Raw genomic sequence first — 20026 nt, 5'->3', positions numbered from 1 at the left:
TTTGAAACGGCTGTCGGGGAGGGAGAGACGCTATCAACAGTGGCTCAACCACAACATCTCTAAATCAGTGGTTAAAAGAGCAGTTGAGTTAAGTGCTTCAATTGCTATAGAAGACTTAACAGGCATTAGGGAAAGAACTAATCAGCAGCTGAGAAACAAAACCGAGCGACGACGCTCAAATTCGTGGGCATTTTATCAACTGCGAATGTTCATTGAGTACAAGGCTGTTGGTGCTGGTGTTCAAGTTATCCCAATTCCCCCTGCCTATACTTCCCAAATATGCCACAAGTGTCTGCACATTCATCCTGTAAAAGGAAAGTCTTACCGTAGTGGCAAGACTTTTAAATGTGGGCATTGTGGCTGGCATGGAGATGCCGACTTTAACGGAGCCAATAATATTGCACTTGTTGGGCTGTCTATAAACCAGCCTGGAGGCACGGGGTTGTCGTGTAAGCTAAGCCGAACTGTCGAATATGTTCAGCAAAGCTTGTTTGATGACTTCAGGGCTACTGAAAACCCAGACCTCGGCGATAGCAGGTCTGGGTAGTTTATTTGATAATTAAAACTCAAGGTTGCCCAAGCATTCACATCTAATGCATACATATCAGAACCGATACCTAGACTATCCGGAGTAACTTTGCTGGCTTGATGCAAGTCTTGTAGAATCGCCCGTGTGACTTCTAGGGGATTAAATAAATCACCAACTCGTTCTCCCTCTCCCTTCGGACGCATGGCTGATTCTAATGCTGCGATCGCGCCTTTGAACGGAGACGGACTGCAAATCAGTTGCATTTCCGTCACGCCCACAGGACCTGGAACCGTCCAATTAAAGGATGCCGATGGTTTGGGCAGAATCAGAGTTTCTCCCGGTTTAATCGCGCCACTGAGGGGCGGGGGATTTTTTGGGGACTCTAATCCTTCTGGGGAGGGGTTTTGGTGATAAAACGCGATCGCACTGCCGCTACTTTCCAAACCCAATAGCAGGAAATACAAAGGGCGATCGCTATAATTTTCTAGGCGATACTGCACCCGACTGCCAATCGGTAACCTTGGCATTGTTGCTGATCCCACAGATGGCACTGCATTACCCGCATTTGTCTTGGTTTTATCGGTACTCAACCCGGAAGCAGTGCGCCAGGTTTCCCGTTGGATGATTGTCTTAGTTTCAGGGGCGATCATTTCCAGCGACGCCCGAATTCCAAGGCGCGACGAGCCTTCATTCGCACTCAACCGTAGCCATTTCATTGCCAATAAGGTTTTAAATTTACCACTTAAGCGATTAACGGCTGATTTAACTGCCTCAGCCTCCTCGCCCAGACTATTAGGAATTGGGTTACGGACAACCGAAAAGAGTCCATAGCCTCCTTTAAACTTCGGTTCCGAGGTTTCTGTTGCCTGTTTTTTCCCTCTGCCAAACAAATAATCCGCCCTTTGTTCCCCAGCAACCACGACTGAAGACACTGAAGGAATACTCGCAAAGGCACTGGTTGCATCCACCCGTTCAATGCGTTCTAAGTGAGTATCCAGGGCAATAGTCAAACCCAGATTCCGGGGCAATACTCTCATCCGTTCGCGTACTAATTGACCGACTTGGGGTTGAACATTTTCCCCGCTATTCCCACTCAGTATACGTGCCTTGGCGGTTAACCCGTCTTTGGATCGCAGTTGGAGTTGCACCGATTTAGGGACAGGTTGGGTGGGGTTATCTGTGGCTCTTGACTTGTCTAATTGCGACGGCGGTAAACTCAACAGTTTCCCATTAAGCAACTCTAGAACCGAATTGGGGCTATAGTACTCCAGCACTGGTGCAGGTAATCCCGCTAACCATAGCTGTGCTAGCTTACCATTCTCTTCAATCGCCGTAACGACTCCATCTGCCCCTAAAGGGGGATTGGGAGATAAGTAATAGGCAAGCAAGGAATTTTGACTCTTTTGACCGATTAACTGTGGCTGTTGATTATTGCCAACGAATTGATTCACAATCCCAGCCGTTCGACTCACGCTAATCTGAACACTGGTTGCAGCAGTGGCTTGCCAGAGATGCTGAGTTAGAGCATAGGTAAATAAACCCGCACTAAAGCCATTCCACTGCACCTCGGTTGCGGGTTGAGACGAACCCGCCGCCGCTAACACCAGTCCCGGCATTTCCATGGATTTATCTAGTAATTTCCAGGGTTTGGATGAGGCTTTGATCCGCTGCACCAGTTGCTCTTGAAACGCCAGTTCATCGGGATTAGGCGCTGGGGCGGATTGGCGGGGAGAAGAGCGGACTTTTAGACTCCCTTTGAAGACATTCACCCCTTGCGTATGACTGGTATCTAGAACTGTCGTCACCTGATCCGTCTTTAGCGATCGCAACAGCAACGCCAAGGTTTCGGCTAAAAAATCATTAGCGACGGGTTCGCCTTTTGTGGGTAATATCCCATCAACGGGTACAAAACTGTTCTGTAAGCTTACTGAAGGGTCTACTGTCGCCTCCGGCTGAGGCATCTGCACCTGGCTACCATAACCACTGAAGTGGAAGACAACCACATCACCCGCCTCGGCTTGCTTAGTCAGATGTTCAATAAACGCGGTTTCAATCGTCTCACGAGTGGCTTGGCTATTCGTCAGCGTCACGATATCGTTAGCATTGAACCCAAACCGATGAATTAACAGTTCTCGTTGCAACTCCACATCTGTCACGCACCCTGCCAAAGCTGTCGTGCGCGGATACTCATTGATTCCCACCAGGAGTGCTAACTTACGTCCACCCGGTTGTGCCAACACCTGAAAATAACGCTCCAACAGAGGCACGGCTAAACTCTTATCACCAAGGAGTGATAGTACCGTTTCACTGACTCCCAGTGCTGCCAGCCCCAAGCCAGCTTTTTGCAGGAAAGTCCGCCGATTCAGTCCCATATTAGCCCATCTACGCTGTTAATCTCAGCTATCAGCCTACCAGGAATAGGTTAGCGCGTTGCTAGAAAGTTTTGAGTTTTCAAGTGTGTAGGGGCGGGTTTAGGGACTTTGCGCCAGCTATTGATGATAACGTTGGTTCAAAACCCGCCCTCATCTCCCAGACGTGCCTAGACGTAGAGACGTAGCATGCTACGTCTCTACATAGACGTAGCTACGTCTCTACATTGCTCAGATCTGTGGCGTCTTTCGAGACGACTCCGAGTTGAGATTCAGAAAGACGCGAATGCAGTGAGCTACTTTTTTGTAGTCCCAGAATGGATCAGCCTCAGGGGTTATGGCTAAATGCTTACCCGAATCCAAAACCAGAGCCACTCGCTCTATCTGGCGATCTTTGGCATCTCTAATCGTTTCTATCGTCACATCAACAATTTCGGCAAGGGGGAGTTCTATGGTTGTACCACTGAGCAAACCCCGTTGCTTGAGCATCATGCGATCGCGCACTTTATCAAAGCTCAAGGTAACGACTTTCCCCTTCTGCACCGCCACGAACAACCCCACCCCGATCAATAAACTGCCAAACAGATAACTAAACCAGCGATCGTCTTGCTGAATGTTCAGGGATGCCTGGTTTTTATTCATAATAAAGGCATCAATTTCAGAAGCAATAGACTCTTGCTGATTACTATCGGCGCTGTAATGGGAGGTGAAGGGAATTTCTTCGCTTCCCGTCAACAGGACAACTCGATAACTATCATTACTATCATTCTTCAGATTTAGATCAAGACTGACATCTCGTAAACTCTCTAAAGGAATAGTTCTAACCTCTGAGCCGACTAACCCTGACTTAACTAATTCACAACTGCCTGTTTTTGCCCCTCGCTGACAGGTTAAGCTTGACCCCCTTTGAAAGGAAATTACCCCGACTCCGACGGCGGCGAGAATACTACTCAAAAGCCACAGTAACAAAGGTCGATGTCGGATAGTCAGTTTGAGGCGATTGTACTCTACGATATCCATGCGCTTCCTGCCTTTACCCGGAATTAGCCAACGAGCAGACTAATTTTTCTCTAGATAAAGCCTAGGATATCTTGAACACAGCAGTTTTTAGTTTAAACCATATAAATCTTAATGGCTCAAACAACGGCATAGACGTTCCTTGGCAAACAATTAAGCACTGAAATATTTGGCTACGGGATGATAAGTAACGATCGCGGTTGTCGATTGTTCTGGATACAATTGTTCACTTTCGTCCATGTACAGGTTGATGCGATCGCACCCCAACAACTCCAGTTGCTTGTATTGATCCTGTATATTAGGACAAGCCGGATAGCCGAAACTGTATCGTGAACCTTGATACCGTTGCGCTAATATATCCCGAATTGTATCTGGTTCCTCACTCGCCAATCCTAACTCCCGGCGAATCCGGGCGTGTGTCCATTCGGCTAAGGCTTCTGCCATTTGCACCGCGAAACCGTGATAGTAGAGATAATCAGTATACTGATCCGATTCAAATAGCTGCTTGGCGTATTCAGTCGCAACTTCCCCCACCGTTACCGCCTGCATCGGGAATACATCGATAATTCCCGCATCTTTAGGCGCAAAGAAATCAGCAATACATAGACGCCGTCCCGATTTTTGGCGCGGGAACTTAAATGTGGCAATCGGTTCCCATTTCTCTGGATGTTTCTCACCCTCTTGACTCATCATCTCTGGATCAAATAGATGCAGAGAATTTCCTTCAGATTGACAAGGAAAATACCCATAAATTATTTGCGGATGCAATAAGTTCTCCGCTACAACCCGCTGTTTCCAGTCGTCGAGAATCGGATAAACCGTTTCTTCTAGAAACTGATTATACTCCTGACGAGATTGGTCTTTCGGTTTACGGAACTGCCATTGTCCGGCAATTAGCGCCTGTAAATCCAGATACCACAATGCCTCATCGATGGGAATATCTTCCGGTTGCAAGATACGAGTTCCCCAGAAGGGCGGCGTTGGGCGGTTAATCTCTACGGTAATGTGTTCTGAACGGTGGGTATCTTCCACCTCTGGGACTGATTTTGTTGGCGTTTTTTTCTGCTGATCGGATTTGCCATTTTCCGATGACTCATCGGTTCCATGGGGGACTTCTTCCGTTGTCACTTCATCTAAGAAGCCTTTTAAATCATCCCACTTTTCACCAGCTTTAGCGGGCATGAGTTTATCCATGAAGTGTAAATCGGAAAACGCATCTTTGCCATAAACCACTTTCCCTTGATAGGTATTCTGACAATCTTCATATACAAACTTCGGCGTCAAGGCTGCACCGCCTAAAATGACAGGAACGGTGATTCCCTGTTCATTAAACGTCTCCAGGTTATCTTTCATAAATGCCGTAGATTTTACCAATAGTCCACTCATGGCAATACAATCGGCATTATGTTCTTTATACGCCTCAATAATATTGTCTACGGGCTGCTTGATTCCCAGATTCACCACCTTATAGCCATTATTGGTGAGGATGATATCCACCAGATTTTTACCAATATCGTGAACATCTCCTTTCACCGTAGCAATCACCATCGTTCCCTTGGCATTATTTTCCCCGTCTTCTTTTTCCATATACGGTTCTAAATACGCCACCGCCGCTTTCATGGTTTCGGCGGATTGCAAAACAAAGGGGAGTTGCATTTGTCCGGAACCAAAGAGTTCGCCAACCACTTTCATCCCATCTAAGAGAAACGTATTGATAATATCTAAAGGCGGATAAATTTCTAAGGCTTTAGCCAGACTATCATCTAAGCCAATCCGTTCCCCGTCGATAATGTGACGCTTGAGTCGTTCTTCAATCGGCAGATTCTCATCCACAGTGCGATCGCGCTTCGTGGTTTTGCCTTCAAATAGCTGGGTAATCTCCCCTAAGGGATCATAGGTGCAAATATCGCCATCAAACTCGCGTTGATCATAAATCAGTTTTTGGCAAATCTCTTGATGTTCAGGTTCAATTTTCGCTAGCGGTAATATCTTACTAGCGCTAACAATCGCCGCATCTAACCCCACCGCCATGGCTTCATGCAAAAACATGGAGTTCAATACCACCCTGGCGGCGGGATTGAGTCCAAAGGAGATATTAGAAACACCGAGAATAATATGACATCCGGGTAGTTCTTGACGCATCCGCCGAATCGATTCAATCGTCGCTTTCCCGTTGCTTCTGTCTTCTTCAATCCCCGTCGAAATCGGTAAAGCTAGGGGGTCAAAAAAGATCTCATGGGGTGGAATCCCATACTCTATAGCTTGACGATACGCCCGTTGCGCGATCGCGAATTTTCTGTCGGCGGTTCTCGCCATTCCCTCTTCGTCAATTGTACCGACAATTACACCCGCCCCATAGGTTTTGGCTAACTCCAAAACTTTCAGGAAACGTTCCTCCCCATCTTCATAGTTCGTGGAATTGAGGATACATTTCCCCCCCGCGACTTTTAACCCCGCCTCCATCTTTTCCCATTCCGTGGAGTCTAGCATCAGGGGTAAAGTAACATTGGTTACTAAACGGGATACCAATTCATGCATATCATGCACCCCATCCCGTCCCACATAATCCACATTCACATCTAGGATATGGGCACCTTCGCGTACCTGCGCCCTAGCTAAGGAAACTAATCCATCCCAGTCTTCATTATTGAGTAGAGTGCGGCATTTTTTCGACCCACTGGCATTCAACCGTTCTCCAACAATTAGGAATGAGTTATCCTGCTCGTAGGGTTGGGTTGAGTAAATCGATGCGGCGGCGGGTTCGTACTCTGGATGACGTTCTTTTGGCGTCAGGGTTTGGGCAATTTCGGCTAATTGTTGGATATGTTCCGGGCGAGTACCGCAACAGCCCCCAATCACCTGTACACCCAAGTCTTCAATAAAATGCATTAACGCCATCCGCAGTTCCATCGGCGTCAATTTATAATGAGCTTGTCCCCCCACATTTTCCGGTAACCCCGCATTCGGGATACAAGACACCACAAACGGCGAATGCTGGGACAGATATTTTATATGATCCTTCATGCGATCGGGTCCTGTGGCGCAGTTTAGACCGAGAATATCAATGGGATAGCGTTCCAAAATCGCCAGCGCCGCGCCAATTTCGGTGCCGACTAGCATCGTCCCCTGAACTTCCACGGTTACCGATACCATAATCGGGCGGCGTTCCCCTTTTTTACGAAAGACTTCTTCAACCCCATTCAAGGCGGCTTTAATTTGTAGCACATCCTGACAGGTTTCGATAATAAATAAATCTACACCGCCGTCGTAGAGTCCTTCGGCTTGTTCAGCAAAGGTGGCTTGCATCGTGTCAAAATCAATATGCCCCAGTGTGGGGAGTTTGGTGGTGGGTCCGATGGAACCGGCGACAAATCGGGGTTTTTCGGGTGTGGAGAATTCTGCTGCAACCTTTTTGGCAAGTTCTGCTGCGGCTTTATTCAGACTATAGGCTTGATCTGCTAAATCATATTCTGCCAGAACAATCGAAGCCCCACCAAAGGTATCCGTCTCAATCACATCCGCCCCGGCTTCCAGGAAACGGCGATGCACCGTCGCCACGGCTTCGGGTTTGGTGTGAACCAGATACTCATTACATCCTTCATATTTCGCCCCACCAAAATCAGCAGCGGTAAGGTTTTGGGTTTGCAGGTTGGTACCCATCGCGCCATCGAAGACGAGAACCGGGCGTTGGGGACTATGGAGGCGAGTTAGGAAGGGGCTGTTCATAACTGTCTGGGCAATCTGGATATAGATATTAGTGTAGGTGCAATGTATGACTACACACAACCAATACAATTGCGATCATACAGTGATCTTAGGCTAAGACTTGGGGCGCGATCGCACGATTAGACCAATCCATACTCTACTTTGCCTCTACGGAGTAAAAGATCGTGGATGCGAATTCCCTTTTCAAACCCTTTCGATGTAAGCACTCAGAAATATCAGTTAGATTAGCATTCCGCAAAGCTTTGACCAACGCCGCGTTAATAGTGTCTTCATCCAGATAGAAACCAATCTGACTCATGATCGCCTTCCCGCTAAATATTCGGCTTCGAGGCGAGCGCATTCTTGATTATAAGCAGCAAATTCCACATCAAGCAATTCTTTATTGGCGTAGTAATGAGCTATAGCTGCATAAATTGCACCAAGAGTTAGGTGTGGTTTATTTTCCAGTATTTCTTCAGGAGTCACACCTGCCCTAATCTCATTGATAATGTACTGAACCGTGATCCGAGTACCTGCAATTCTGGGACGCCCCCCACAGGTTCCCGTTGTGCAAACAATCAGCGTTCCAATGTCAGTCAAGGTTTGCATAATCGACTTTGTGAATCTTACTCTCATCCCAACTTGTTGAGCTATCATTGAGTGCAATTGAGCGACGCTCAGCCTCAAAGGTGATCCCACGCTCTGAAGCTTTAGAATGAAAAGTGCGCGATCGCCACCTCCCCCTTTTATCTCATATCTTGTATTAGTACCTGAGCATCAATTCATTAAAGATATGGGTCAAAATTATTTGCCGTGAAAAGTTCAGACATCGGCAAGTTATCACGCCGCTGCAAACTCAGCAAATACTTGCTCAATCACCTTTTGTGCCTTAGTATCCAGAGCATGCCAATCCACTTCACCGTCTTCATCAATTAGGCTGGTATCAATTTCAACCTCTTGGCTTTCTACTTCAGCATGAACCGGGGCGTACTCCTGAAAACAGACTTTAAAGCATAACTCCCACAAGTTAATACAGGTTGAATAATCAGGTTTTTCTAAACATACCTCATGACCGGGTATCGGCGTCTGCACATCCTTGTATGTGGCTTTCCAGGTAGTCACCTCAAGCTGCTTGCGAATATGATCAACAATGCGGATTAAGGCGGGTTGCATTAATAGTCCCGCTTGTTGCCAAGCTTGGGTTGTTTTAAATTTGGGTTTCATTCTGAACGTCGATAGGGAAGAATTAGGCAAACAACGATGTTAAGACTACTGAGTGGATTTGGATTCGTGACGGGAGCAACTTACCCATTGCGCGTGTTGGCAGTTTTCCGACGCACACCACGTCTGTGGGGGTACATGATTACTCCTATTCTGGTGAATGTGTTCATCGGTATTGCCCTGTATGCCGGATTACTGGTGTTGGGTTGGCAACAGGTTGAGAGTATTACGCTCAGTTTATCGCAATGGTTGAATAATGCGATCGCGAGTCTTCCCCCCTGGCTGAGTTTCCTAGGCGTCTTGGCGACGGGGATCAACTGGTTGCTGGATTTTATCTTGGTGATTGGGTTACTGCTGATCACTGGATTTTTGCTCGTCCAGTTTGGCGTATTACTGGGTGCGCCGTGGTATGGTCAACTATCGGAACAGTTAGAAGAAATCCGCACGGGTCAAATTCATACCGTAGAGGTGGGATTTATCCAGGATATTGGGCGGGCGATTTTATTTGAGTTAAAGAAGCTGGTATTAGGAATCAGCGTTGGCGTCTTGTTACTAATGTTAAATATTCTCCCTGGAATTGGCACCTTAGCCGCCGCAATCGGGGGGATTATCCTCACCGCCACCATAACTTGTCTGGACTTTCTCGACGCCCCCTTAGAACGTCGCCGTTTACGGTTTCGCTACAAGTTAGGGATTGTGTTTAACAGTTTACCTGCCAGTGCGGGGTTTAGCTTAGTCTGTATGGCGTTGATTACAGTGCCATTGGTGAATCTTGTTACTATTCCCCTTTGTGTCGCATCCGGGACATTGTTTTTTTGCGATCGCGTATTACCTAAGTTCCCGCAATCTTTGACGTTCGATCATTAGTCTAAAGCGTAATTATGACTCGGCTGCGTTTACGAGGTCTTATGGCACCGAAGGGGGAGAATTCAAAGCCTCTCTCTCTAACCCCCCTTTATACCCCCCTTTATACCCCCCTTTATACCCCCCTTTATACCCCCCTTTATACCCCCCTTTCAAAGGGGGGCAAGGGGGGATGGGGGCAAGGGGGGATGGGGGCAAGGGGGGATGGAGAGAGGTTTGGTCTGATTTATGAGTAAAATGTACAATAAGGCGATAGATAGGAGAAATAAAATGAGAACCCTTGAAACAACAGCCAACGTCACATCAGATGGTAAAATCACTCTACAACTCCCCCCTGATATTCCAGCCGGAGATTATCAGGTTTTGTTGGTGCTTGATCAGACCATTGTTCCAGAAACATCAGAAACTCGTAAGAAACGTCCTCCTTTAAATTTTCCTGTAGATAGTTACGGTTCTTGGTCTCCTAATCTTTCCCTAAGACGTGAGGATATGTATGATGAATGGGGTCGATAATGCGGTATTTATCGATACCAATATTCTGGTGTACGCCAATGTTGAAGAATCTCTATTTCACCAATCGGCACTAGAAGCCATTCAAACTAGTTATGAAGCCGGAATCGATTTATGGATTAGCCGACAAGTTTTGCGAGAATATTTGACAACTCTCACCCGCCCTCAAGCTTTTGTCAATCCTCGACCTGTAGAAATTGTGATTGCACGAGTGCGATTTTTTCAAGACCACTTTCGTGTTGCTGAAGACAACGCACAAGTGACAGAACGGCTGTTAAGGTTGATGGAGGAAATTCCTATAGGTGGTCGGCAAGTCCATGATGCCAATATTGTGGCAACAATGCTGGTTTATGGGATTGATCAGCTATTGACCCATAATGTTGCCGATTTCAACCGCTTTTCAGAGTTGATCACTGTATTGCCATTGGTTAGAGATGAAGGGTAGTTTTGTCGGTTGGGTTCCCTTATCTCAACCATTAAGTTGAATTGTTTCCGACTATTTATAAATCAGTGATTTCTCAATAAATGGTCTGTGCCCACCTTTAAACCATCCTCAATATAGCCAAGTATTTCTAATTCTCGACCTGCGATTTCATGAAACTGCTTTACCTCTGATTCAGTTAACTCTTTTTTCCAGCGCCCTTGACTCGCCTGATCAATGGATTTGGATAATTTGCGAAACTCTTGGCGAGTATCTTGAGTAATCGTGTTCTGGGAATAGTATTTAGGATTGATCTGTCTGGAATCATACTTTTCTCCAATAAAATTCATAATTTGCCTAACTACCTGTTCCGGGTCATTCGTTAATTCTTCATACTTAACGTCAAAAATATTTTCATTATCGCCCTGTTTTAGTCTCGCATTTATACATTTTTTCCAGTAGTAAGCATAACGGACGATACTCTTTCCTTGGGGAACGTTTTGGTGATGACGTGCTGAACAATAGCCGTCTCGACCATCGCGGAACATATTAATAAACTTGGCGTTGGGAAAGTGCTTTAATAAAAACTTCAGCCTCAAAACATGCTGGGGAGTTTTTTCAATAAAACGCTGACCTCCTGTTTGTTGAGTGATATGTTGAGTGAATTTATCGTAAAACTGCACAATGTCTTGGGACTTCTCAATTAAATCGGCTATTTCTGTCTGGGTAAATCTTTCATAAGTAAATCCATAAATATCCCGGTACATAAACAACCCAGTTTCATAACCAAAACTACTCAATTTAGGATGAGCGCCTAAAATTAATTTCATCAAGGTTGTCCCACTTCGAGGCGCACCAAATACAAAAATATGGGGTTCAGGAGAAATCGTTTTAGGTAGGCGCAGAAAAATATTTTTAGGAATAGCTTGGGGATTGTTCAAAAAAGAACGAATGGCTGTAACAATAGGCATAGCCTTAACCTTTGAGTAATTTGATTCGATCGGATAATAATAAAATATTAATAGATGATAATTAAGATTTAACCTAAACTCAAGAAAAATTAATAATTCCTTGATTTGAATAGCGTTTTAACATTTTGTATTAATATAGAAGGATGACAATTATTTAATAATCAGGTATGGAGTACAAACAACTGGGGGAGAGCAACCTACGGGTTTCAGAAATTTGTCTAGGAACCATGACCTATGGTCAGCAGAATACTATAGAAGATGCCACAGAGCAATTAGACTATGCGATTTCCCAAGGTGTTAACTTTATTGACACAGCAGAAATGTATCCCGTACCGGGACGGGCGGAAACTCAGGGGAAGACGGAGGAGTATATTGGCGAGTGGTTAGTTAAGCAGCAGCGCGATCAGCTAATTGTGGCGACCAAAATTGCAGGTCCTGGGTCTCGGATAAGCTGGATTCGGGGAGAAAACCACCGAATTGACCGCCCGAATATTGAACAAGCGCTAGAAGATAGCCTTAAGCGCCTGCGTACTGATTACATTGACCTCTATCAAATCCATTGGCCCGATCGCTATGTTCCCTTGTTTGGCGCCCCCGATTACGATCCCAAGCAGGAACGGGATACTGTACCGATTGCTGAACAACTGGAGGTATTCGCTGATTTCATTAAAGCCGGGAAAATTCGCTATTTGGGGTTGAGTAATGAAACCCCTTGGGGTGTGTGTGAGTTTTGCCATGTTGCCAAGCAGCTAGGATTACCCAAAGTGGTGTCGATTCAAAATGCCTACAGCTTAGTTAACCGCATCTTTGATATTCACCTCGCTGAAGCCTGTCGATTTAATCAGGTTGGGTTGCTAGCGTACAGTCCCCTAGCCTTTGGCTTGCTGACGGGTAAATACCTCAACGGTATCCCGGAAAAGTCACGGCTAGCCCTATTTCAAGGATTTGGTAGGCGGTATGAGAAATCCAATCTCACCGAAGCAGTGAAGGAGTATGTGGAAATTGCCCATAAGCACAACTTGACGCCAGCCCAGTTAGCCTTGGCATTTGTGCGATCGCGTTGGTTTGTCACTAGTACGATTATCGGTGCAACCACCATCGAACAACTTAAGGAAAATCTGAGTGCGGCTGAGGTGACATTGGATCAGGATATCTTGGCAGAAATTAATGCCATTCACGCCCGCTATCCGAATCCTACCCCTTAAGGATACTGCTGGCTTTCTCAGGGGTCAGACCCCTCACCCCGCTGCTCTATTCCTTCACGTCCATTCATAGCCTAACTTGCTTCGCTCTTATTTGGGGCTTCACAACTATCCATCTCATGGTAAGATTTGTGGCAGACAATGGCTACGACAATCGGTAATTCTGGGATGAAGAATCCTGGAGTTGGAAGACTGAATATAACATCAAACATCCTAGGCTACCTTCTTTGATACTTCTGAATACTTTGAACCCTCCTACCAAAAAATCGGGAATTATATCTCCTGTCGCCTCTCTGGAGAAAATGGCGGTGAAGTTGTCTAGTCGTACCAGTAAAGTTACGACTTGACTCCTGCCATTTTCCCTGCCCTAGAGTTACCTGACAAATGATAAATGACAAATGACAAATGACAAATGATAACCTATTGCATTTGTTGCAACTTGCGAGTCCCACTTTACCCGTCGGTGCCTATAGCTATTCAGAAGGATTAGAAATACTGGTGGAACGGGGGGTGATTGATAATCCAAAGCAATTAAAAGCCTGGATTGACCAAGAATTGAGCTATGGAGCAATTCGCTTAGAAGCGGCTATGATGGTAAGATCCTATAAGAGTATCCAGGCTGACGATTTAGAAGCGTTGTCGTATTGGAATGCTTGGGCGAGTGCGGCGAAGGAAACCTCGGAGTTGCGATCGCAAAGTTGGCAAATGGGCAATTCCCTGATCCGCTTACTCGTCGAGTTAGAACCGGAACTTCAGTCTGTAGCCAGGATCGTGGGAACTCCTTGTAATTATGCGATCGCCTTTGGTATTGCAGCCGCTTACTGGCAAATTAACCTCATGGCTGCTTTATTGGGTTATTTCCAAAGTTGGGCATCCAATCTAATTAATGCAGGTGTGAAATTGATTCCCTTGGGTCAAACCGTCGGTCAAAAACTTCTACTGGAAATTACCCCTGTGCTATCGGTTGCTAGCCAAGACATTTTGGCACTAGAAGATGATGAACAGTTAAACAGTTGCACTTGGGGATTCGCGCTCTCTAGCATGGCTCACGAAACCCAGTATACGCGATTATTTCGCAGTTAGCCTCATTCTGTATTGGTGTAAGTTGTCTATCGCATGGTTCTATGCTACCTTAAAAGTTTTTCAATTTTGAGGAAGCTATGACACAACGAACCCAGATCAATCTTCGCATAGACAACGAATTACTTCAGGCGCTACGCGAGAAATGTGCGGCTGAAGGCTGCACTCAGACTGAATTTATTACCAATGCCATCAAATCGGCATTAGGCATCCCCCTTACCCAAGCCAATTTCGTTGAGATCGATGAACGAATTGCTGCCCAAATTCAACCGATTCGAGAAGAGTTAGATCAGTTGAGGGCAGCATTGGGGGAATTCGCAGCCTGAGAGTGGAAAATTCAACTCTCAGGCAACAGGTTCCACCACTATCCAAGTTGGAGGCAATTCGTGATCGCATTCTCGGTAACTTGAATATCGGTAGAAATGCACTCGCCTACAAAGCCGCCCAGAAAGTCCTCAATGAATTTATTGGCGAATTGTACAGAAAATAACCGATCACCAAAAGCGGCGGTGAGTTTACCACCTTCAATGAATGGCAGAGATTAGTCCCTTTGTTCATGGTTCATAGACTTTGCTTGAAATAACAATGATGAACCATGTAGCGGGCTTGGTGCTTCGCGAGTACCATGTCTGTTGTGTTTGTTGAAGGAGTAAGTGAAATCCCACGTCCAATAAGCGTGGGATACACCCTTTTTATCCCATCTCCCATTATAGCTCTCTTCTAGACGATTTGCTATATTTTTAGCCAAAACCTGATAATCAAAAATACTTAATATCTAGGAAGAAAGATTAATTCTCTGGGGGTAATTACGGAGAAATGGGGTAATGCTTATTCCTATACCTAAGCTATTTGGCTTAGGTATGTTACCGCCAAATCAGGGTTTTGCAATAGCTGAAATGCTTATTAGGAAACGATTAAAAGCTTGTCTTCTTGCTAAAGAACTACAGGGATAAACTTACGTCATTATGCTGAGGTTATTGGCGGCAAGATCAGCCGAAAATAGGAAAACATAATGACTTGATCAAGAAAATGTGAACAAAGCTTTACAGAAAATTGATGATCCCTTTACCGAATTACCCGTGAAATCCTCTACCATAAAGATAGAGTACGTCTAAATCAGTTGTGAAATAGCAACCATTATCGGGCAAGCTTTTCAGCCCCATCTGCTTTCACAAATCCTTACTGGCGATAGTGAGTGTAAGTAACTCCCTCCAAACGTCTACATAGAATTATACTGGGTACAACCCAACCAGATACAGCAGTGCATCTCCACAACGCCGAAGTTAGAGGCTGACTCACGTCTGTCGGCGATAGCAAAAACTCCTCTAATCTGGGTGATTTACCAAATTTTGTAATACTAACAGCAAGCACTTAAGTGCGATGTTAACTAGACTGGTTCAGTTTTGTACACCTCTCTCCGAACAAGACTGTGCTTAATTGTCCCAGCTTATCATCTAAAGCTGACGGTATTACTACGACTGAGTACAGTCTGTGTCTATATCTTTCCCAACTCGGCTAATTGATTTCATCATAGCTAATCATTCCATGCCGTATTCCCAGGAGTTCAACTTAAAATTATGACTAATCAATTCCAGCGAGTAATTGGATACTCTCAACACTGGGCTGAATTTATTAGCACTGGCGGATTTCCCTTTACCCCTTGTCAAATTGTCAATACTGAAAATCTAGCAACCCAAATTTTCTCCTGCGCCAGTGAGCAATTTACAGGTTGCTTAGATATTGAAGCCCCTCAACGCCAGCATTGGAGTTTATATTTTTGCCGGGGTTTAATCTGTGGCGGAAGTGGTGTACATCCACTTCGGAGTTGGTTGCGTCAGCTTTGTCGTTACTGTCCCCAACTATTTAAGGAGGGAACTATCAATAGTTCACATCAATTTGCTGGTGATAATTACGACGCCTTAGCTGAATTGGTAATGCAAGGAAAAATTAGAACAGAGCAAATGACAGAAGTTGTCGAAGGCTATAGTTTAGAAATCTTCTTTGATCTGATTCAACAACTTGAACAGACATCTCTCTCAAACTTGCGACTCACTTATAGTCAAATTCCTCAAGAGCAGATGGATTCAGCTCTAGTCACTATAGAGGTTGATAAAACCTGGCGACAAGCCTTAAAAATTTGGCAAAGTTGGCAAGGTTCAGATTTAACAGATATTTCTCCCAACTTAGCGCCCAAGGTTTTACAACCTCAAGAATTACAAAAACAGTTTTCCCAGATGCTTTATGATAACCTCAGTGGTTTAGGAGGTATTAATCAGACGTTTAAAGCGTTGCAACAAGAAACCTCTCAATTTTCATCTGATAACCTTCTTGCTTCAATGGATGGAAATCAAACCTTACGAGATTTAGCCGTTAATTTGAACCGGAATCTCTTACTCCTGACTCAGCCAATTATCCCGTATATTCGTCAAGGTTTAATCGAATTGATTGAGGTTGAGGACGTGAGTTTCAGTGTTGCTTCACCGACAAATATTAACCAGGAACATCCATTACCAGAAAATCCAGCAACTCCAATAGAATCGAACCCGACGAGTCCTTTAATTGCCTGTATTGAGGATAGCTCAGTTGATCTGTTGCTGATGAATCATATTCTCACTCAAGTGGGCTATGGGTTTATCAATATCGAGGATCAGGAAAAAGCTTTATCGATATTGATAGAAAAAAAACCTGACTTGATTTTCTTGGATTTAGTGATGCCCATTGCTAATGGATATGAAATCTGCTCCCAAATTCGTCGGATTCCCTTTTTCAAATCTACTCCTGTGATTATTGTCACGGGTAAGGATGGGATTATTGACCGGACAAGGGCAAAAATTGTCGGGGCGTCAGATTTTGTCACCAAGCCCATCAATAAAGAGAAAATTTTACAAGCTTTACAAACTCATCTACCCCAGCCGAAAGTTAACCAGTTCCAGAATAGATCAACTATTGGAGATTGGTATGCTAAACAACCGATTCAATACTCTCTGATGTAAGAGAGAATTAAAAAAAACACATCTCAGTAGAGTCTGCTGCAGGGAGTCTTGTGGAGGGGTAGGGAGCATGTATAGACGCGCCATGGCGCGTCTGGGAGCAGGGGAAGCAATGATACATTTTCCCTGATAAATGAGTTCGTTCATCTATTTATTTTTAACTGAAATATTGCTTGGGAGCATGTCAGTTTCGCATAAAACGTTCAAGTAGGTTGGGTTCTTGCGTAAGCGTTACCCAACAGGCCAATCTGGAGTTGGGTTACTCTACCCTTCGGGTTCTCCTACTGAGTACGAGAAGGCTGACGCTCCTTACGTCGCTATCGCGCAAGCGTCACGCCTACGTTCCAAGGGACCAACCTACAAAGATGACATGATCCCTATTGCTTAAAATAAAGCTAAAAAATAATTGGCGAAATAAAAAGATTTTTAGTCTGTTATTTATTTTATTGAAGTAAATAACAGTATTTTAAAATGCCATTTATTGTCCAATATATTGACACAGTGGCATTTCTATAAGTTAGAATTGAGTCAGTTGTATAAATAAATCTATCAAAATGTGTTTAATGAACAGGCAAAATGCTGTGTCATTTAGTTTTGAACAACGAAAAATATACAGCTAAAACCTAATCTTTTTTATATCCCAGTCATTTAACATATCATCTCACTGAACGATACAAATAAAAATTCAAAATGCTTGCCCCTTTATCTGTTCGATCAACTCACTGGCCTACAACCAAACATGATGTTATCTTTAACACAGAAGAACTGCTAAGACGAATTCAAAATTGTGCGAGTCAACAATTTACAGGTCAGTTAGATTTCAACATAACCAATCCTCAACAGCAGCAGTGGAAGCTATTCTTTAGCGTCGGGAGTTTGATTGGTTGTGACAGTGAAGTACATCCTGTGCGTCGTTGGTATCGTCAACTGTCATTGCACTGTCCTTCACTGGCTGTTAATTCTGTGATTCAAGAAGGAGAACCGATTCAATATCAAGATTATGAGTCATTATCTAAACAAGTGAAACAAGGACAAGTACCCCTCGGACAAATGGCGGCAATTGTTGAAGGTCATACTAGCGAAGTTCTTTTTGATATTATCCAAGCAGGCGAACAACAAAACTATCATTCTGGCTTGTATCTAAGCTATCGAGTGATTCCTCAAGATTCCATCGATTTAGGGTGGGTTGTTGTACGGGCAGAGCGCGTTTGGCAGCAAGTTTTTCAGGATTGGCAAGCTTGGCAACAAGCTGGTTTAGCTGACATTTCTCCGAATCTAGCCCCCAAAATTTTGCAGGCGGAACAGTTACGCCTGCAAACATCACCCTCTGCTTATCGCAACCTGACAACTCTTGCCGATGGGACACAAACGCTTCGGGATTTAGCAGTCAAGTTAAAACAAAATATTCTGCCCTTAACTCACTCGATTGCCCCCTACATTCGTAAAAATTTAATTGGTTTAATTGAAGTTAATGATTTAAAAATTTCTATTTTAAATCCTAAGCTTGTCGAACCTAAATCTCAGCAAAATGGCAGAATAAGTTCACAAAAATATTCGGCAACTTCATCCTCCTCCAAATCAGACGGCGCGGTAATTGCTTATATCGATGATAGTAGAATTGATAGTCAAATGATGGGTTATATTTTAGAGGAGGCGGGTTATAAGTTTGTCTCAATTCAGGATTCCGTGCAAGCCCTAGTCGTACTCCTCGAAAATAAACCTGATCTCATATTTCTGGATTTGGTAATGCCTGTAGCCAATGGTTATGAAATTTGTTCACAAATTCGCCGTGTTTCGGTTTTTCAGGATATTCCTGTGATTATTCTGACGGGAAATGACGGCATTGTAGACCGGGTGCGTGCCAAGATGGTCGGTGCTTCTGGTTTTTTGCCGAAGCCGATTACTCAACAAAAGGTCTTAAGTACTTTGCAGAGGTATTTGCCGACAAAATCTTTATATATGAGTAATTAAATTTCTGCTCAGGATTGACCTTTTGACCACAAACAAGCTGTACAAAGTTTGGATCGCAAAAATTGGATTAACTATGACAACTATTCTTTTAGTGGAAGATAGTGTAACAGAAACTCAGGTGCTGACTCGTTATTTAAGACAAGCTGGTCTAAACGTGGTTAGTGTGACGAGTGGAGAAGAGGCTCATATAAAACTCCAATCTCAAAAACCTGATTTGGTAATTCTCGATGTGATTTTACCCGGTCAAAGTGGCTTTGAACTTTGCCGCGAGATTAAAACCAACATCGATACCAAGAAAATTCCTGTAGTAATTTGTTCAACAAAAGGAACTGACGCTGACAAATTATGGGGTTCGATGTTGGGTGCTGATGCCTATATTTCTAAACCAGTCGATCAACAGGAATTAATGAAAACCATTAATAAATTCACACTAGTTTAGATGTTTCCTGTTCCCTGTTACCTAAAAAATGACAAATTACCTCGACTCAATTCTATTAACAACGAGTCTTGAACCACTCAACCTTAAACCTTTCCCCTCCCAAAAGCAGCAGCGGTTACTCCGCTTTCCCTTGGGTCACCAAGATAGTGGGTTATTGCCCTTGGAACAGATTGGGGAAGTGCTACGAGTGAACGCAACGGAGATTCTACCTGTTCCAGAAATGCCCCATTGTGTTTTAGGTATCTGTAACTGGCGTGGCGATATGCTTTGGCTAGTTGATCTGAACTATTTGATGGGCTATTTACCTTTAGAACAACAAGGACAATTATCTGCGGCTTTGGTGGTTTTAGTGGTTCAGGTTAATGATCAATCTGTAGGACTTGTTGTTGCACAAGTTAATGACATTGAATATCACAATTTACAACATTTACAACCTGCAGTTCCCGGTTTATTTCCGCCCAAACTGTTGCCGTTTATTCTGGGTTCACTCCCTGAAGATCAGGGAATTGTGCTGAATATTCACGCCATTAGCCACTATCCCCTTTGGCAAATGCATCGTGAGTGAAAAATGAGGGAGATAGGGGAGATGAGGGCGGGTTTTGCACAAACGTTACGATCAATAGCGATAAAAAAGTTTCTAAACCCGCCCCTACAAACCATGTCCGACTAGAGAATGAAGGGTCAAAGCTCTACTCTCTCTATCTTCCTCATCTTCCCCATCTTTCCCGATCGCGAAT

18 protein-coding genes are annotated in these 20026 nt (G+C 44.3%); 12 read left to right on the top strand and 6 right to left on the bottom strand.

Annotated features, from left to right (window positions below; all coding sequences use genetic code 11):
- Positions 1-547, top strand: a 547-nt coding sequence (locus tag RLO19_RS12135; protein ID WP_446356686.1) for an RNA-guided endonuclease InsQ/TnpB family protein, incomplete at its 5' end; no start/stop codon positions are given.
- Here RLO19_RS12135 and RLO19_RS12130 read toward each other — a convergent pair.
- The 5 genes from RLO19_RS12130 to RLO19_RS12110 all read right to left on the bottom strand — a co-directional run bounded on the left by RLO19_RS12130 (position 478) and on the right by RLO19_RS12110 (position 8844).
- A complete protein-coding gene (locus tag RLO19_RS12130; protein WP_446356684.1) occupies positions 478-2901 on the bottom strand; it encodes a caspase family protein in 2424 nt (807 codons plus the stop codon). The genes RLO19_RS12135 and RLO19_RS12130 overlap by 70 nt on opposite strands.
- Positions 2902-3129: 228 nt before the next feature.
- Complete coding sequence (locus RLO19_RS12125) at positions 3130-3918, bottom strand: hypothetical protein (protein WP_446356682.1); 789 nt, start codon at positions 3916-3918, stop codon at positions 3130-3132.
- Positions 3919-4068: 150 nt separating this feature from the next.
- A complete protein-coding gene (gene metH / locus RLO19_RS12120) occupies positions 4069-7641 on the bottom strand; it encodes a methionine synthase (protein ID WP_446356681.1) in 3573 nt (1190 codons plus the stop codon).
- A gap of 294 nt (positions 7642-7935) precedes the next feature.
- Positions 7936-8229 carry a DUF433 domain-containing protein gene (locus tag RLO19_RS12115; RefSeq protein ID WP_446356679.1) on the bottom strand — a complete coding sequence of 98 codons (294 nt, stop codon included), beginning with the start codon at positions 8227-8229 and terminating at the stop codon, positions 7936-7938.
- Between the two features lie 231 nt (positions 8230-8460).
- Complete coding sequence (locus tag RLO19_RS12110) at positions 8461-8844, bottom strand: hypothetical protein (protein WP_446356677.1); 384 nt, start codon at positions 8842-8844, stop codon at positions 8461-8463.
- Between the two features lie 36 nt (positions 8845-8880).
- Between RLO19_RS12110 and RLO19_RS12105 the strand changes: the two genes are divergently transcribed.
- The 3 genes from RLO19_RS12105 (at position 8881) to RLO19_RS12095 (ending at position 10660) form a co-directional block, all read left to right on the top strand.
- Positions 8881-9708 (top strand): EI24 domain-containing protein, encoded by an 828-nt coding sequence (locus RLO19_RS12105; RefSeq protein WP_446356675.1) that lies wholly within the window; start codon positions 8881-8883, stop codon positions 9706-9708.
- 267 nt (positions 9709-9975) lie between these two features.
- On the top strand, positions 9976-10218 hold the full coding sequence (locus tag RLO19_RS12100; RefSeq protein WP_446356674.1) for a hypothetical protein: 243 nt from the start codon (positions 9976-9978) through the stop codon (positions 10216-10218).
- Entirely contained in the window at positions 10199-10660 is a 462-nt protein-coding gene (locus tag RLO19_RS12095; RefSeq protein ID WP_446356672.1) for a type II toxin-antitoxin system VapC family toxin, read from the top strand. Before RLO19_RS12100 ends, RLO19_RS12095 begins: the two co-directional genes overlap by 20 nt.
- A gap of 62 nt (positions 10661-10722) precedes the next feature.
- Here the strand turns inward: RLO19_RS12095 and RLO19_RS12090 are convergent, their stop codons facing one another.
- Positions 10723-11607, bottom strand: a complete 885-nt coding sequence (locus RLO19_RS12090) for a sulfotransferase family protein (protein ID WP_446356670.1) — start codon at positions 11605-11607, stop codon at positions 10723-10725.
- A 167-nt stretch (positions 11608-11774) separates the two neighbouring features.
- Here RLO19_RS12090 and RLO19_RS12085 point away from each other — a divergent pair, with 167 nt between their 5' ends.
- The 8 genes from RLO19_RS12085 (at position 11775) to RLO19_RS12050 (ending at position 19854) form a co-directional block, all read left to right on the top strand.
- Positions 11775-12812: an NADP(H)-dependent aldo-keto reductase gene (locus RLO19_RS12085; protein WP_446356669.1), complete on the top strand. Its 1038-nt coding sequence runs from the start codon at positions 11775-11777 to the stop codon at positions 12810-12812.
- A 402-nt stretch (positions 12813-13214) separates the two neighbouring features.
- Positions 13215-13892, top strand: a complete 678-nt coding sequence (locus RLO19_RS12080; RefSeq protein ID WP_446356667.1) for an urease accessory protein UreF — start codon at positions 13215-13217, stop codon at positions 13890-13892.
- 77 nt (positions 13893-13969) lie between these two features.
- Positions 13970-14215 (top strand): hypothetical protein, encoded by a 246-nt coding sequence (locus RLO19_RS12075; RefSeq protein ID WP_446356666.1) that lies wholly within the window; start codon positions 13970-13972, stop codon positions 14213-14215.
- A gap of 2 nt (positions 14216-14217) precedes the next feature.
- A complete protein-coding gene (locus RLO19_RS12070; RefSeq protein WP_446337924.1) occupies positions 14218-14379 on the top strand; it encodes a hypothetical protein in 162 nt (53 codons plus the stop codon).
- 1087 nt (positions 14380-15466) lie between these two features.
- A complete protein-coding gene (locus tag RLO19_RS12065) occupies positions 15467-16882 on the top strand; it encodes a response regulator (protein WP_446356664.1) in 1416 nt (471 codons plus the stop codon).
- Between the two features lie 687 nt (positions 16883-17569).
- Complete coding sequence (locus RLO19_RS12060) at positions 17570-18850, top strand: response regulator (protein ID WP_446356662.1); 1281 nt, start codon at positions 17570-17572, stop codon at positions 18848-18850.
- A gap of 73 nt (positions 18851-18923) precedes the next feature.
- Positions 18924-19289, top strand: coding sequence for a response regulator transcription factor (locus RLO19_RS12055; RefSeq protein WP_446356660.1), 366 nt, complete (start codon positions 18924-18926; stop codon positions 19287-19289).
- A gap of 28 nt (positions 19290-19317) precedes the next feature.
- Positions 19318-19854: a chemotaxis protein CheW gene (locus tag RLO19_RS12050; protein ID WP_446356659.1), complete on the top strand. Its 537-nt coding sequence runs from the start codon at positions 19318-19320 to the stop codon at positions 19852-19854.
- Positions 19855-20026 lie beyond the last annotated feature (172 nt).

Source organism: Coleofasciculus sp. G2-EDA-02, assembly GCF_040226375.1.
GTDB lineage: Bacteria > Cyanobacteriota > Cyanobacteriia > Cyanobacteriales > Coleofasciculaceae > Coleofasciculus.
Note: the sequence above shows the minus strand (reverse complement) of the source record. Positions and strands in the feature narration are given on the sequence as shown.

Bases quoted from the DNA above. Each gene is read 5' to 3' on its own strand.
- RLO19_RS12130 (WP_446356684.1), bottom strand. From the start codon at position 2,901: ATGGGACTGAATCGGCGGACTTTCCTGCAAAAAGCTGGCTTGGGGCTG.
- RLO19_RS12125 (WP_446356682.1), bottom strand. From the start codon at position 3,918: ATGGATATCGTAGAGTACAATCGCCTCAAACTGACTATCCGACATCGA.
- metH (WP_446356681.1), bottom strand. From the start codon at position 7,641: ATGAACAGCCCCTTCCTAACTCGCCTCCATAGTCCCCAACGCCCGGTT.
- RLO19_RS12115 (WP_446356679.1), bottom strand. From the start codon at position 8,229: ATGCAAACCTTGACTGACATTGGAACGCTGATTGTTTGCACAACGGGA.
- RLO19_RS12110 (WP_446356677.1), bottom strand. From the start codon at position 8,844: ATGAAACCCAAATTTAAAACAACCCAAGCTTGGCAACAAGCGGGACTA.
- RLO19_RS12105 (WP_446356675.1), top strand. From the start codon at position 8,881: ATGTTAAGACTACTGAGTGGATTTGGATTCGTGACGGGAGCAACTTAC.
- RLO19_RS12100 (WP_446356674.1), top strand. From the start codon at position 9,976: ATGAGAACCCTTGAAACAACAGCCAACGTCACATCAGATGGTAAAATC.
- RLO19_RS12095 (WP_446356672.1), top strand. From the start codon at position 10,199: ATGATGAATGGGGTCGATAATGCGGTATTTATCGATACCAATATTCTG.
- RLO19_RS12090 (WP_446356670.1), bottom strand. From the start codon at position 11,607: ATGCCTATTGTTACAGCCATTCGTTCTTTTTTGAACAATCCCCAAGCT.
- RLO19_RS12085 (WP_446356669.1), top strand. From the start codon at position 11,775: ATGGAGTACAAACAACTGGGGGAGAGCAACCTACGGGTTTCAGAAATT.
- RLO19_RS12080 (WP_446356667.1), top strand. From the start codon at position 13,215: ATGACAAATGATAACCTATTGCATTTGTTGCAACTTGCGAGTCCCACT.
- RLO19_RS12075 (WP_446356666.1), top strand. From the start codon at position 13,970: ATGACACAACGAACCCAGATCAATCTTCGCATAGACAACGAATTACTT.
- RLO19_RS12065 (WP_446356664.1), top strand. From the start codon at position 15,467: ATGACTAATCAATTCCAGCGAGTAATTGGATACTCTCAACACTGGGCT.
- RLO19_RS12060 (WP_446356662.1), top strand. From the start codon at position 17,570: ATGCTTGCCCCTTTATCTGTTCGATCAACTCACTGGCCTACAACCAAA.
- RLO19_RS12055 (WP_446356660.1), top strand. From the start codon at position 18,924: ATGACAACTATTCTTTTAGTGGAAGATAGTGTAACAGAAACTCAGGTG.
- RLO19_RS12050 (WP_446356659.1), top strand. From the start codon at position 19,318: ATGACAAATTACCTCGACTCAATTCTATTAACAACGAGTCTTGAACCA.